We start from the raw sequence: 12,928 nt of genomic DNA, 5'->3' as shown, positions 1-12,928 counted from the left end.
TTCGCCGGAGGAGCGACGTCACGATAGCCGGGGCCCGGCCCTCGGCGGGGGTGGTCGCCGCGCGGCGCACGGAGGGCTGAACTCGCCTGTGACGTCGCTCCTCAGGCTTCGCCGGAGGAGCGACGTCACACAGGCTCAAACATCAGCCCTCCGTGCGCCGCGCGGCGACCACCCCCGCCAAGGGCCTACCGCCTTGCCAGGAGCGCCTTCCCACGCGGGTGGGAGCCCGCAGCGGCAGCTCGTAGGGCGCGCTCAGCGGCGCGCCCGCAGAGGGCCCAGCGGCGGGCTCGCAGACGGCCACAGCGGAGGCCCGCAGGGACCGCTGAGGCAACGACGCGGTCATCGAGCGTCGCTTCGGGCGACAGGGATACCAGCGAGGGCGACGGACGCCCTCGCTGCGATCGACCTGTCCCTCTGTCGAAGAGATGGTCGGGGCGAGAGGATTTGAACCTCCGACTCCTCGGTCCCGAACCGAGTGCGCTACCAGGCTGCGCTACGCCCCGTACGCTGCCGCAAGAGCAACGCCCGCTGAACAGCGGGCGCGCAACATCGCTAAGAGCGGGGCGCTTGTCAAGACGAAATGAACCAGGGCACCCCGGCACCAACCCGCGCCCCCAGAAACACCGGCCCGCCGCAACACGGACGAACGGCGGAAAGTGCCCAGAAACACTCCTGTTTCCCGCCTCACCCGGCGCCCCGGACGTTTCACGAAGCCAAGAATTGGGGGAGCGCAAGAAAAAACTCCCGTCTACGACTTGCTCAGACCGTGTTAAAGTGTCACTGGAATCCCGATGTTGCCGAGAGCAAGCAAAGCGCGAGGGGCCTGTGGCGCCGGTCAGGGCCTCGCCCCCTGCTCGCGCAGCGTTGGGCAGGGGACCGCCGGTGCGGCCCCTTCCAGAACAGACCAGGGCGACCGGTTTCGGCGGTCGTGCGGGTGCATGACACACGGGCGACCGGCTTCGGCCGACCGTGAGACAAAGGCGACCGGCTTCGGCGGTCCTACGACGGGTACGTGAGAGGAGGAACAGGTGGCAATTGAGCTTCCCGCTGTGCGCATTCTGATCGTCGACGACGACCGGGCGATCTGTGACTACATGCAGACGCTGCTCGAGCGCGACGGCTATCAGGTCAAGACGCTGGGCGATCCCACGACCGTGGAAGAGGAGGTCCGCGCGGGCGGCTACCACCTCATCATCCTCGACCTCATGATGCCGAAGCTCGACGGCATCGAGGTGCTCAAGCGCATCCGCAAGGTCGACAACGACATCGCCGTCGTCATCTTCACCGGCTTCCCCAACCTCGAGAGCGCCGTCGCGTCCATGAAGCTCGACGCGGTCGACTACATCAAGAAGCCGTTCAACGTCGACGAGTTCCGCGAGGTGCTCGCCCGCGTCATGCGCAAGAAGGGCCTCGCGCGGACGCCCGAAGAGCAGCTCCACCGCGTCATCGGCGACACGATCAGGAACCTCCGCAAGGACAAGGACCTGACGCTCAAGCAGATGGCCCGCCGCACGGGGCTCAGCGTGTCGCTGCTCTCGCAGATCGAGCGCGCCGAGTCGTCGGCGTCCATCTCGTCGCTCTACAAGATCGCGGTCGCCCTCGAGTCGCGCATCCAGGACCTCTTCGGCCACTACTGATCCGCGGGCCGGCGCCGCCGCGCGCGCGAGCGACCGGGCGGGCGCCGGCTCAGCGCCGCGCGCCGCGCTCGATCGCCGCGTCGAGCTTGTCGAGCTCGAGGCCCGCGATCGCGTCCAGGTGCGCGCCGGTCGCGTCGTAGACGATCACGTAGGGCAGCTTCGAGACGTGCTTCAGGTAGCGCTGGGCGAGCGGTGTGCCCCAGTCGCCGATGTCGAGCTTGCGGTAGGCGACGTCCCGGCGAGCCTGGAGCACCTTGGCCATGTGCGCGTCCAGCTTGCGGCACGGCAAGCACCAGCTCGCCGCGAAATCGATGACCGTGACCTTGCCCGGGACGACGTGGGCGCCGAGATCGGGGATGTCCGCGCCGCCCTCGGAGATCGTCCGAGCGTCCGCCCCCTCGGGGAAGGTCGCCCAGCCGAGGTACTGCCCCTTGCCGCCGCCGAGCACCGCCTCGAACCCCTCGTCGGCGGCGAGCTGCTTCACGGCGTCCGCGACGTCGAACGAGCTCGACGCGGTGACGGCGATCTCGGCGCGGCGCTTGTCGAACGTGGCCGCGTAGACGCCGGGGCGCTCGCGGAGATCGGCGACGAGCTCGGCGCCGCACGCCTCGCAGTCGATGTTCCGCAGCGAGACGACCGTGGTGCGGGCATCGGACGGGGCGGGCTGGGCGCCGCCGCAGGCAGCCAGGCAGAGGACCGACGAGAGGACGATCGCGCTTCGCACGGTGTTCCCGGGCAACCTTGGCCTCCTTCGCCGGGCGGCGCAACGTCGTGTAGGCTCGGCGGCGATGAGCTCCGTCGTGACCCGCACCCTCCCGGCCGATCACATCACGCCGGTCCGCGCCTACGCCGCGCTCCGCGCCCACGCGCCGGGCCGATCGTCGTTCATGTTCGAGTCCGCCGTCTCCGGCGAGCGCTGGGGCCGCTACGCGATCCTGGGGTACCGGGCGCGCGCCGAGAGCCTCCTCCCGAGCGGGTTCGACCCGTTCGAGGCGCTGGCGGAGGGGCTCGCGGAGCCGGGGGCGCCGGGCTCGCCGCGCGACCTGGCCGCGCGCGTCTGCCGGTCGTGGGTCGGCTTCCTCTCGTACGATACGCTGCACCAGCTCATGGGCATCGAGCCGTGGCCCGAGGAGATGTACCTCGGGCGCGTGCTGAAGGACGCGACCGTCGTCGTGTTCGACAGCGTGGCGCAGACGATGACCATCGCCGGCCGATCGCAGGGCGCGGTGAACCGCTGCGCCTGGGAGATGACGCACGGGCCGGAGCAGCCGGGCCTGCCCGCGCTCGATCCGGAGGCGCTGCCGGAGCACCTGGAGACGCCGGTGACCGACGACGGCTACGCGGCGAAGGTGGCGGCCGCGCGCGAGCGGATCGCGGCCGGCGAGGCGACGGAGGTGGTGCTCGCGCGGAGGTTCCGGTCACCGCTCCGCGGCGCGGATCCGTTCGACGTGTACCGCGCGCTGCGGCTGCTCGCGCCGTCGACGCACCTCTACTTCCTCGACTTCGCCGAGTCGCCGTTCGCGCCGGGGCTCGCCATCGCGGGGACGTCGGGCGAGACGCTCGTGCGCGCCGAGCGCGATGCGTCGGCCGAGCCGCGCGCCGGGGACGCGTCGTTCGTCGAGGCGATGCGCGCCGCCCTCGCGGGCGGCAGCGCCGTCGGCCAGCCGGCAGCGCGCGCGAGCGCCATCAGCCGCAGCCTGGAGGCCGGCCCGCGGTGGGTCTACGGCGGCGCGGTGGGGTACTTCGGGCCGGAGGGCTCCGAGATCGCGCACACGCTCGGCGCCGTCTGGAGCGCGTTCGGGTACTTCGAGGTGATGACCGGCGCGCGCATCGGGAACGGAAGCGAGCCCCGCGCGGAAGCCGAGCGAACGCGGCGCGACGCGCGCGGCCCGCTGTCGGCCATCCGCGCGGCGCACGAGGCACGCAAGGCGCACGACCTCGCCGAGGAGAAGAAGGCCGCCGCCGAGAGGGCGGCCGCCGAGAAGGCCGCCGCTGAGAAGGCCGCCGCCGAGAAGGATGCCGCTGGGGACGACGGATCCCGGAGCGACTAGCGCGACCCACGAGGGCCAGCGCCGCCCTCGGGCCAGCGCGCGCCGCTCGCTCAGTCCGGCGCGAAGCCGTGGCGCACGCGCGCGGGCGCGGGCCCCGCCGAGGAGCCCGGCCGCGCCGGGCGCGGCGGCGCGGCGTGCGGCGGCGCGGCCGTGGCGGCGTGGGCGCTGCGCTGGGGAGAGGCGTGAGGGGCTCGCCGGAAGAGCGCGGACGAGGCCGCCGTGGGCGCGGCGGCGGGCAGCGGCGCGGCGCGGCGAACCGCGAGGGACGCCGAGAGCACCGCCGCCCTGGCGCCGCCGACGGCCGTCGCCGGCGCGGGGCGATCCAGCCGAGCGCTCGTCACGAGCGCCACCGCGCCGAGCAGCGCCACGAGGCCCGCCGGCAGGAGCCACGCGCCGCGCGCGGGCGGGCCGTCGAGCCCGCGCAGGACGTCGGCGCTCTCCGCGGTGAGCAGCGTGTCCGGGGCCGCACGCTGGCCGGCGCTCGGCGGCTCAGCAGGGTCGGGATCCGCCCGCGCAGCAGCGCTGGACGCCACCTCCGCGGACAGCGCGGCCAGCGGCCGCGCCGCGGCCGCCCACGGGGGGACGCGCGCCGGCGGGGGCGGACGCAGCACGCCAGACGAGGGAGGCGGCGCGAGCTCCGCGATGCCGACGAGCGACTCCACCATCTCCTCGATCGATCGAAAGCGCCGCGCCAGATCGCGCGCGAACGCCTTCTCGAAGAAGCCGTCCAGCGCAGCAGGCAGGCTCGACACGAGCTGCGTCGCCGCAGGCGGCGGCGCGAGCAGGATCTTCGAGGCCACGACGCTGGCGATGTCGCCCGGAAACGGGAGCTGGCCGGTCACCGCACGGAACAGGACCGCGGCCAGCGACCAGAGATCGGTCTGCGCATCGAGGGTACGTTCCGATCGGATCTGCTCGGGGCTGAGGTAGTGGAGCGAGCTCGCGCTCACCTCGGCCGCGACGTCGCTCACGAGCCGCGGCACGACCGCCCTCGGGAGCCCGAGATCGAGCACCTTCACGATCTCCTCGCCGCCGTCCAGCGCGAGGAAGAGGCTCTCCGGCCGGAGTCCCTGGTGGAGGAGATCCGCCGCGTGGGCGCACCGGAGGGCCTCGCCGGCCTGCGCGGCGATGCGCGCCGCCTCCTGCAGCGAGAGGCGGCTGCGCCGGAGCAGGCGCGCCGCGAGATCCTCGCCGGAGAGCAGGTCCATGGCCAGGTAGACCCTGTCCCCCTCGGCGCCGTGGTCGTGCACGCGCACCACGTGCCGCGACGAGAGCCCGGCGGCAGCGCGGACACAACGATCGATCCGGAGGAGCTCTCCCGTCGCGCCAGCGTCGGGGTGGAAGAGCTTCAGCGCGACGCGCCCCCCGAGCCGCAGCTCGCGCGCGACCCAGACCGAGCCTCGGTCGCGCGCCAGCCGCGCGCCAGGCCGCACGAGCTGCCTCTCCAGCAGATATTTCCCCCCGACGATGGTGCCCGGTGTGATGTCCATATACCTGAGCCTCCTCCCCCACGGTAAAGTTGCACATCGACCTCGGGGCGCAATTTGTAGCAGCGCGGATCGCTTGAGAAATCGCCTCGGCGGGGGATGCGCTGTGAGCGTTCGTACGGGGGGAGCGCACGGGGAAGGCCGCCCACGTCGGGCGGGGCCGTCAGGGGCTCTGCGGGTCGGGCGAAAATCGGAGCGGCACGACGAAGCGCAGGTCGCCGCCCTCCGGTGCCGGGAACGTGAGCGCGCGCGCGCGCCGGAGCACGCAGCGGGCGAGCCGTTCGTCCGGGAAGCGCGACTCGACCTCGAAGGCCTCGTCGACGGCGCCGCTGTCGGTCACGTGAAAGCGGATGGCGAGGCGGCCCCAGAGCGCCGGCGCGCCGGCGAGGGCCGCGTCGTAGCAGCTCCGAAACGCGGGCATGGCCTCGGCCAGCGCGGCCTCGATCGCGTCGGGCCGGAGCTCCCCCGGGCCGGGAGCGAGGACGGACGGCGGAGGCTCGACCGGATCGTCGCCCGGGTAGACCTGCAGCGTGGCGACGACGGTCGAGCCGGCCTTGGCCCTGGGCAGCGGGAGCGACCGCGCGCGCGCGGCGAGGCACGAGACGACGTCCGGCGCGGAGAGCGTGGACGAGGTCGCGCGGGCGCCCGTCACCTTGCCGGCGCGGCTCACCGTGAGCCGCACGGTGGTCTTGCCGTGCAGCGACGGATCCCTGTACGCGCGCAGCCGGTAGCACGCGTAGACGTGGATCCAGAGATGCCGCCGGGCGATGCGCTCGACCTCGCGCGCCTTGAGCGGTCCGTTCACCTTGTCGATGTCCACGATGATCCGCGGCAGCGGGTGCCCCTCGGCCGGCGGCGGCGGCGCGGGCGGCTCTCCCCTGCCCCCGGCGTTCCAGCGATCCCGCTCCGCCGCCTCGGCCTGGCCGCGGGGCACCGGGTGCTGGCCGAGCTTGTAGGGCGGCTCAATCGCGATCGAGGGCCCCTGCAGCGCGGCCGCGTCGGCGGCGCTCGGCGCCGCGGGCGGGGCCGCGTCGGCGACGCTCGGCGCCGCGGGCGGGGGCGCCGAGGGCGCGGGCGGCGAGGACGGCGCGGCCGCGCTGGACGCGGCGGTGGAAGCGACGGAGGGCGCCGGCGCGCCCGCGGGCCGCGAGGGGCGCGCAGGCTGGACGGCGGCGGGCGCCGGGAGGCCGGCGGCGGGCGGCGCCGGGCGCGGCGGCGCCGCGCACGCGGCGAGCGCGACGGCCGCCGCGAGGAGGGGCCGGGGATCGATGGCGAGCGGCTGCTTCATGGGAGGTCGACCTGGGAGCCGCGACCGCGCCGGGCGACGCGCGCGCGACCGCGGAGGCGGATCGCCGCGCGGCCGGGCGCCGCGCTCAGAACCGGAGATCGCCGCGAGGCGCCTCCACCTTGCCGTCGAGCAGATCGATCGCCTTCGCCACCTCGGGGTCGTCGACGGTCGGGACGTGCACCACGAACTTCACGTAGAGGTCCCCCGGCTCCTTCCCCTTGCGGGCGATGCCCTTGCCGCGCAGCCGGATGACCTGGCCGGTCTGGGTGCGCGCCGGGATCTTGAGCGTCACCTCGCCGTCGGGCGTGGGGATGCGGATCTTCTCGCCGCGGTAAGCCTCGCCGAGGGTGACGGGCACGTCGAGGTGGAGATCGTCGCCCTCGCGCTTGAAGAACGGGTGGGGCGTGACGTGGATGTTGAGCAGCAGATCGCCCGGCTCGCCGCCGCCCATCCCCGGGCCGCCCTGGCCGCGGATGCGCAGGCGGCTCCCCTCGGCGGCGCCGGGCGGGACGCGCACGGTCACGGGCTCGGGCTCGCCTTCGCGCTGGAGCTGGAGCGTCGTGCCCCGCACCGCCGAGACGAAGTCGATGGTGAGGTCCTGCTCGACGTCGCTGCCGCGGCTGCGCGTGGGCGGCCCGCGCCGGCCCGCACCGCCGCGGGCGCGGCCGAAGAGATCGCCGAGGATGTCGCTGAGGTCGCCGGCGCCGCCGCCGGCGTTGCCGAAGATCTCCTGCACGTCGAAGTTACCGGGCCCGCCGCGGCCCCCGCCCGCGGCCCGGGCGTTCGCGTAGCGACGGTAGGCGCGCGCGCGCTCGGCGTCGAAGTTCTGCGACAGGCTCTCCTCGCCGAACTCGTCGTAGAGCGCGCGCTTCGCCTTGTCGCTCAGCACCTCGTGCGCCTGGTTGATCTCCTTGAACTTCTGCTCGTTGGCCTTCCCCGGGCTCTTGTCCGGGTGGTACTTCATCGCGAGCTTGCGGAACGCCTTCTTGATGGTGTCCTCGTCCGCATCGCGCGAGACGCCGAGCACGGAGTAGAGATCACGAGCCATGGTCGTCCGTCGTCATTCTGGGCTGCAGGAGATGCAGGCGATGCGGGCCGCGAGGGGCCCGCATCGGGCGGAAACCTAGATCTGCCTGCCGTTTTCGTCCACTGGTGCTGAGGACGGCCGCGGCCGGGGAGCGCGCGCGGCGGACCTCGCCACGCAGCGGCGAGCCGAGCGGGGCGGGCGCCTCGGCCAGCGTGTCGCGGAGCCACACCTCGGGCATGGCCCCCGGGTCTATCAAGGCCGGCGGATGCTGTCACCGGTCCGCGTGCTTAAGTAAATCGCGATGCTGCCCGTCCGAGACCAACTGCCCACCCGCAAGGCGCCGGTCGTCAACTACCTGCTGATCGCGGCCAACGTCCTCGGCTTCTTCTGGATGCGGTCGATGATCGCGGCCGGGTTCCCGCCCGACCGGCTGCTCTCCTTGTGGGGCCTCGTCCCGGCGCAGCTGATGACGGAGCCGACCGACACCTGGTGGACCGTCTTCAGCAGCATGTTCATGCACGACCCGACGGGGTGGGCCCACCTCGGCGGGAACATGCTGTTCCTCTGGATCTTCGGCGACAACGTCGAGGATGCGCTGGGCAGCCTCCGCTACGCGGCGTTCTATGTGCTGTCGGGGATCGCCGCCGCGGGCGCGCAGATCCTGATCGATCCCGGATCGATGATCCCCATGGTGGGCGCCTCGGGCGCGATCTCGGGCGTGCTGGCCGCGTACGCGTCGCTCTACCCGCGCTCGCCGATCACGGTGCTGAACCCGATCTTTCTCCTGTGGTTCATCTTCGGCCTGTTCCTGGAGCTCCCGGCGTGGCTGGTCATCCTCGAGTACTTCGTGGTGAACCTGCTGAACGGGCTCGGCTCGATCGGCATGCGCAGCGGCGGCGTCGCGTTCTTCGCGCACCTCGGGGGGTTCGTCGCCGGGCTCTTCCTCGTCCGCCTCTTCATGGCGGGGCGCTCCCCGCGCGAGCACGAGCGCTGGCAGCACTGGCGCGCGACGCCCCGGCGCCCGACAGCCCGCCGCCCCGCGTCGTGGGGCGCGCCGCGGCGGCGCGACCCCTGGGGCTGGTAGCGCGGCGCGATCGCGGCGCTCGTGGTTCGCCCAGGATGCAAAAGCGTGATAGCGTCCCGGCCGCAGCGATGCGACGACCCCTTCGAAGGCGCCCCACCGCCGGCGGTTCTGCGGCAGAGGCAGCGAACCCCCGGGCCAGGCTGCTGGCGCTCACGGTCGCGCTCGCCGGCTGCGGAGGCCCGTCGTTCGACGGAACGATCTACCGCGGCTCGGAGGTCGCCTTCCGCGTGCCCCCGGCGCCGGCGAGCTGGAGACCGCTCTCGGTGTCGGACGCCGCCGTGGCGTACCGCGACGAGGCGAACGGGGCGACCATCGCCCTGAACGGACGCTGCCGGAACGAGGACGACGTCCCGCTCGTCTCGCTGACCAACCACCTCTTCCTGCACTTCACGGAGCGCGAGGTGCTGAAGCAAGAGGTCGTCCCGTTCGACGGCCGCGAGGCGATGCACACGGTCGTCTCGGCGAAGCTCGACGGGGTGCCGAAGGTGTTCGACGTCTGGGTGCTCAAGAAGAACGGCTGCGTGTACGACATGCTCCTCATCGCCGACCCCGCCCGCTACGCCGCCGGCGAGCCGGCGTTCACGCGAATGGTCCGCGGCTTCTCGACCCTGCCCGCCGATGACGACTGAGCGCAAACGGCCCCTGGAGGCGGCGCCGCCCTCCGCGAACAGCCCGGCCCCGCCCAGCGCGGGCCCGAGCAGCCTGCCGCCGAGCAGCCTCGCCCCCGGGAGCCGGGGGCCGGCCAGCATCGCCCCGCCGCCGCTCCCCCCGCTCGTCGCGAGGGTCAACGACACGGCCGTCGGGTTCGTCGAGCACCTCGGGCAGTTCGGGCGGATGACCTGGGGGGCGATCAGGGCCATCTTCGAGCGGCCGCTCGAGCTGCGCTCGACCATCTACCAGATGGAGTCGCTCGGCGTGCGCTCGGCCGCGATCGCGTCGGTGACGGCGCTGTTCGTCGGGATGGTCATGGCGGTGCAGTTCGCCATCGGCCTGCAGAAGTTCGGGGGCATGGAGTACACGGGCCGCATCATCGGCCTGTCGTTCTCGCGCGAGCTCGCGCCGACGCTGACGGCGGTCATCGTGGGCGGCCGCATCGGCGCCGGCATCGCGGCGGAGGTCGGGTCGATGGCCGTCACCGAGCAGATCGACGCGATCCGCGCCCTCGGCGCCAACCCGGTGAAGAAGCTCGTCCTGCCCCGGCTGCTCGCGAGCATCGTGGTGATGCCGGTGCTCGGCGCGTTCGCGCTCGTGCTGGGCTTCAGCGGCGCGATGCTGATCTGCGCGACCGAGTTCGGCATCCCGGCCGGCTTCTTCCTGAGGACGGCGCTCAGCTCGGTCACGTTCATGGATTACTTCAGCGGGATGTACAAGACGCCCTTCTTCGGGGCGATCATCGCGCTGGTCGGATGTCACTTCGGGCTGATCACGCGCGGCGGAACGGAGGGCGTCGGCCACGCGACCACGCGCACCGTGGTGGTGACGTCGATCGCCATCCTGATCGCCGACTTCTTCCTGACCAAGATGTCCATCCTGTTCTTCCCGAGCCGGTGATCCCGCCCGGTCCGGAAGGCGCCCCGATGCCGTCATCGACGTCGCCGCGCCGGGGGATCGGGTTCGTCGCCCGGGTCCTGCCCGCGCTGCTCGCCGGGGTCGCGGCGTGCCAGGGAGACGCGGGGCGGGAGGGCGCGGCGGCGCCGGCGCTCGACGGCGGGGACGCGCTCGCGGCCGAGGGCAGCCCGGCGCCGCGGCGCCCGACGCGGTACTACCACCTGCGGCGGACGGACGACGGCTGCGAGCTCTTCTGGATCGACGGGGACCTCGTCTCCGCGTCCCAGACGGTCGTGTGCCCGCCCGACCTGGAGGTGGGCGAGCGCGTTCGCCTGACCGGCAAGACGTGCATGCGCGAGTCGGCGCAGACCCCGAGCCGCGCCGTGCCCGTCGTCTGTCCGCTGGTGCTCATGAACCTGGAGAAGGCGGACAGGGCGCCGCCCGACGCCGGAGCGCCGCCGGACGGCGGCCGAGACGGCGGCAAGCCGGGCGGCCGCAAGCCGGACGGCGGCAGATAGACGAGCGGCAGAAGCGCGCAGCCAGGCTCCTCCTCCGAGCATCGGAGTCCGAGGGGGGACGCATGAGGGACGCGGATACCGTCGTCATCGGATCGGGCGCCGGCGGGCTCACGGCGGCGCTCGCGCTCGCGCGCGCGGGACAGAAGGTGATCGTCGTCGAGCAACACTACCTCCCCGGCGGGTGGACCCACAGCTTCTCGCTGGACGGCTATCTGTTCAGCCCGGGAGTCCACTACATCGGCGAGCTCGGCCCGGGAGGCGCCGTGAGGCGGCTTTATGAGGGGCTGGGCCTCTCGGAGGATCTCGAGTTCTGCGAGCTCAACCCGGACGGGCTCGATCACCTGATCGTCGGCGAAGAGCGGTTCGACGTGCCCAAGGGGTTCGAGCGGCTCGTCGCCCGGCTCACGGCGCGCTTCCCGCACGAGGCGGCGGGGATCGCGCGGTACTTCCGCGTCCTCCGCGGGCTGAGCGACGATCTCGGCCGCGTCGACGAGATGCTCGAGTTCCCGAAGGTGCTGCTCTTGCCGTTCAAGGCGCCGGACCTCGTGCGCTGGGGCCTCCGCACCCAGGAGGATCTGCTGGACGCGACGATCCGCGACCCGCTGCTGCGCGCGTTCCTCGCGGCGCAGGGGGGCGATCACGGCCTCTCGCCGTCGCGCGTCGCGCTGCCGATCCACGCGAGCATCATTGGCCATTACCTCGACGGCGGGTATTACCCGCGCGGCGGGGCGAGGCGCATCCCGCTCGCGATGATCCGGGCGCTGCGCCGGCTCGGGGGGCAGGTGCGGACGCGCGCGCGGGTGAGGCGCATCCTCGTCGAGCGCGGGCGCGCGGCCGGCGTCGAGCTGGAAGGGGGCGAGATCGTGCGGTCGGCGAGCGTCGTGTCGAACGCGGACCCGGCGATCACCTACGGCGAGCTGCTCCCGCCCGAGCTGACCGCCCGCGAGCGCCGCAAGGTCCAGCGGATGGAGTATTCCGTGAGCCTGCTCAGCGTGTTCTGCGCCGTGGACATGGATCTGCGGTCGATGGGCTATGACTCGGGCAATTACTGGTGGTACCGCGGGACCGACGTGGGCCGCATCTACGAGCGCGCGGAGCGCCAGATGCCGCGCGGCGCGGTGGACGGGCTGTTCCTGACCATCACGACGCTGAAGGACCCCGGCCACCCGACGCGGGGCAATCACCACACCATCGAGATGTTCACGTTCGTGCCCCACGGCCCCTTCGCGCGCTGGGAGAAGACCCGCACGGGCAAGCGAGGCGCCGAGTACGAGGCGCTCAAGGAGTCGCTCGGAGATCAGATGATCGCCGCGGCGGAGAACGTCATTCCCGGCATCTCCCGGGCGCTCGTGTTTCGCTCGGTGGCGACGCCGCTGACCAACGATTTCTACTGCGCCTCGCACCGCGGCGCCGCCTACGGCACCGCCAAGACGCCCTGGCAGCTCGGCCCGCTGTCGTTCTCCGTCAAGACGAGGATCCCGGGGCTGTACCAGTGCGGCGCGAGCACGCTGAGCCACGGGGTGGCCGGCGCCGCGATGTCGGGCCTCATGGCCGCGCAGCGCATCACGGGCGCGGCGCGCGCGGGGGACCTGCTCGGGCCGGCGGACGGCTCGCTGCGGGTGTATCCCGCCGACCGGCCGGAGGAGTGGCTGCACGAGAAGAGAAGAGCCGCCGAGGCGCAGGCCGACGCGGACGAGCGCAACGAGACGACGTGAGCCCTGCGACGCAGGGCGCTAGCCAGCAGGCGTCCTGGACCGGAACGTGATCTGCACGAGCGGCATCACGTTGGGATCGTCCTGCGTCTCCCGCTCGAACTGGAGCACGTCGTAGTACCCGCACCGCGGCCTGCCGGGGTAGTCGCGGCAGACCTCCGGCCGCGCCTCGTAGATGGTGCAGCCGCGCGTCGTGAGATCGAGGAACCGGCAGACACGGCCGAGCAGCGGATCCGACTGCCGCCGGAGGATGCGCTCGCCGTTGTAGCGCTTCGTGAAGCGCTCCTCGGCGGCCTCGAGCGTGAGGCCGAAATGACGGGCGAGCCGCCGCAGGTCGCGCGGCGTCACCTCGACCCGCTCGTAGATGGAGCAGCAGTAGGCCGGGCACTTCGAGCAGTCGTAAGAGACGCGGCGCTTCGCCTTGAGGGTCGTGGTCATGGATCGTGAGGGACGTGCGGCCGATGCCGGCGAGGAGAGGCGGCACGCTCGCTGACAGGCAGCGGAGCATACGCGGCCGCGCGAACCTCCGCGACGGCGAAGTGCTCGCGACGGCGCGCTCAACATAGCGCGGCGGCG

General features: G+C 73.0%; 12 protein-coding genes and 1 tRNA gene. 7 read left to right on the top strand and 6 right to left on the bottom strand.

Annotated elements, in window-relative coordinates; genetic code table 11:
- Nucleotides 1-426: 426 nt before the first annotated feature.
- Nucleotides 427-503, bottom strand: a tRNA-Pro gene (locus tag WMF26_RS04250).
- A 525-nt stretch (nt 504-1,028) separates the two neighbouring features.
- On the opposite strand from WMF26_RS04250, the gene WMF26_RS04245 reads away from it, so the two are divergent.
- Nucleotides 1,029-1,637, top strand: coding sequence for a response regulator (locus WMF26_RS04245; RefSeq protein ID WP_020732843.1), 609 nt, complete (start codon nt 1,029-1,031; stop codon nt 1,635-1,637).
- Between the two features lie 49 nt (nt 1,638-1,686).
- Here the strand turns inward: WMF26_RS04245 and WMF26_RS04240 are convergent, their stop codons facing one another.
- Entirely contained in the window at nt 1,687-2,361 is a 675-nt protein-coding gene (locus WMF26_RS04240; protein WP_437335929.1) for a TlpA family protein disulfide reductase, read from the bottom strand.
- 64 nt (nt 2,362-2,425) lie between these two features.
- Between WMF26_RS04240 and WMF26_RS04235 the strand changes: the two genes are divergently transcribed.
- Nucleotides 2,426-3,688, top strand: a complete 1,263-nt coding sequence (locus WMF26_RS04235) for a chorismate-binding protein (protein ID WP_437999237.1) — start codon at nt 2,426-2,428, stop codon at nt 3,686-3,688.
- A gap of 50 nt (nt 3,689-3,738) precedes the next feature.
- Here the strand turns inward: WMF26_RS04235 and WMF26_RS04230 are convergent, their stop codons facing one another.
- From WMF26_RS04230 to WMF26_RS04220, 3 genes are all read right to left on the bottom strand, one after another.
- Nucleotides 3,739-5,178 carry a serine/threonine-protein kinase gene (locus WMF26_RS04230; RefSeq protein WP_437999236.1) on the bottom strand — a complete coding sequence of 480 codons (1,440 nt, stop codon included), beginning with the start codon at nt 5,176-5,178 and terminating at the stop codon, nt 3,739-3,741.
- A gap of 160 nt (nt 5,179-5,338) precedes the next feature.
- Nucleotides 5,339-6,463 carry an AgmX/PglI C-terminal domain-containing protein gene (locus WMF26_RS04225; protein ID WP_437999235.1) on the bottom strand — a complete coding sequence of 375 codons (1,125 nt, stop codon included), beginning with the start codon at nt 6,461-6,463 and terminating at the stop codon, nt 5,339-5,341.
- Between the two features lie 85 nt (nt 6,464-6,548).
- Nucleotides 6,549-7,511, bottom strand: coding sequence for a DnaJ C-terminal domain-containing protein (locus WMF26_RS04220; RefSeq protein ID WP_437944865.1), 963 nt, complete (start codon nt 7,509-7,511; stop codon nt 6,549-6,551).
- Nucleotides 7,512-7,791: 280 nt separating this feature from the next.
- Here WMF26_RS04220 and WMF26_RS04215 point away from each other — a divergent pair, with 280 nt between their 5' ends.
- The 5 genes from WMF26_RS04215 (at nt 7,792) to WMF26_RS04195 (ending at nt 12,355) form a co-directional block, all read left to right on the top strand.
- Entirely contained in the window at nt 7,792-8,574 is a 783-nt protein-coding gene (locus tag WMF26_RS04215; RefSeq protein WP_437999234.1) for a rhomboid family intramembrane serine protease, read from the top strand.
- Nucleotides 8,575-8,642: 68 nt separating this feature from the next.
- Nucleotides 8,643-9,203 carry a hypothetical protein gene (locus WMF26_RS04210; RefSeq protein ID WP_061623531.1) on the top strand — a complete coding sequence of 187 codons (561 nt, stop codon included), beginning with the start codon at nt 8,643-8,645 and terminating at the stop codon, nt 9,201-9,203.
- On the top strand, nt 9,193-10,125 hold the full coding sequence (locus WMF26_RS04205; protein WP_061623530.1) for an MlaE family ABC transporter permease: 933 nt from the start codon (nt 9,193-9,195) through the stop codon (nt 10,123-10,125). Before WMF26_RS04210 ends, WMF26_RS04205 begins: the two co-directional genes overlap by 11 nt.
- A 26-nt stretch (nt 10,126-10,151) precedes the next feature.
- The gene (locus tag WMF26_RS04200) at nt 10,152-10,640 is read left to right on the top strand and encodes a hypothetical protein (protein ID WP_437999233.1); all 489 of its coding nucleotides are present in this window, start codon (nt 10,152-10,154) and stop codon (nt 10,638-10,640) included.
- Complete coding sequence (locus WMF26_RS04195) at nt 10,637-12,355, top strand: phytoene desaturase family protein (RefSeq protein ID WP_438002374.1); 1,719 nt, start codon at nt 10,637-10,639, stop codon at nt 12,353-12,355. Before WMF26_RS04200 ends, WMF26_RS04195 begins: the two co-directional genes overlap by 4 nt.
- 18 nt (nt 12,356-12,373) lie before the next feature.
- On the opposite strand, the gene WMF26_RS04190 is transcribed toward WMF26_RS04195, so the two are convergent.
- Complete coding sequence (locus WMF26_RS04190; RefSeq protein ID WP_061623527.1) at nt 12,374-12,790, bottom strand: YkgJ family cysteine cluster protein; 417 nt, start codon at nt 12,788-12,790, stop codon at nt 12,374-12,376.
- Nucleotides 12,791-12,928 lie beyond the last annotated feature (138 nt).

This window comes from Sorangium sp. So ce185 (assembly GCF_051526825.1).
In the GTDB taxonomy this organism is placed as follows: domain Bacteria; phylum Myxococcota_A; class Polyangia; order Polyangiales; family Polyangiaceae; genus Sorangium; species Sorangium cellulosum_D.
Note: the sequence above shows the minus strand (reverse complement) of the source record. Positions and strands in the feature narration are given on the sequence as shown.

What these genes read in the sequence shown, in the direction of transcription:
- WMF26_RS04225 (WP_437999235.1), bottom strand. Translation starts at nt 6,463, where the DNA reads ATGAAGCAGCCGCTCGCCATCGATCCCCGGCCCCTCCTCGCGGCGGCC.
- WMF26_RS04230 (WP_437999236.1), bottom strand. Translation starts at nt 5,178, where the DNA reads ATGGACATCACACCGGGCACCATCGTCGGGGGGAAATATCTGCTGGAG.
- WMF26_RS04220 (WP_437944865.1), bottom strand. Translation starts at nt 7,511, where the DNA reads ATGGCTCGTGATCTCTACTCCGTGCTCGGCGTCTCGCGCGATGCGGAC.
- WMF26_RS04235 (WP_437999237.1), top strand. Translation starts at nt 2,426, where the DNA reads ATGAGCTCCGTCGTGACCCGCACCCTCCCGGCCGATCACATCACGCCG.
- WMF26_RS04210 (WP_061623531.1), top strand. Translation starts at nt 8,643, where the DNA reads ATGCGACGACCCCTTCGAAGGCGCCCCACCGCCGGCGGTTCTGCGGCA.
- WMF26_RS04190 (WP_061623527.1), bottom strand. Translation starts at nt 12,790, where the DNA reads ATGACCACGACCCTCAAGGCGAAGCGCCGCGTCTCTTACGACTGCTCG.
- WMF26_RS04205 (WP_061623530.1), top strand. Translation starts at nt 9,193, where the DNA reads ATGACGACTGAGCGCAAACGGCCCCTGGAGGCGGCGCCGCCCTCCGCG.
- WMF26_RS04200 (WP_437999233.1), top strand. Translation starts at nt 10,152, where the DNA reads ATGCCGTCATCGACGTCGCCGCGCCGGGGGATCGGGTTCGTCGCCCGG.
- WMF26_RS04215 (WP_437999234.1), top strand. Translation starts at nt 7,792, where the DNA reads ATGCTGCCCGTCCGAGACCAACTGCCCACCCGCAAGGCGCCGGTCGTC.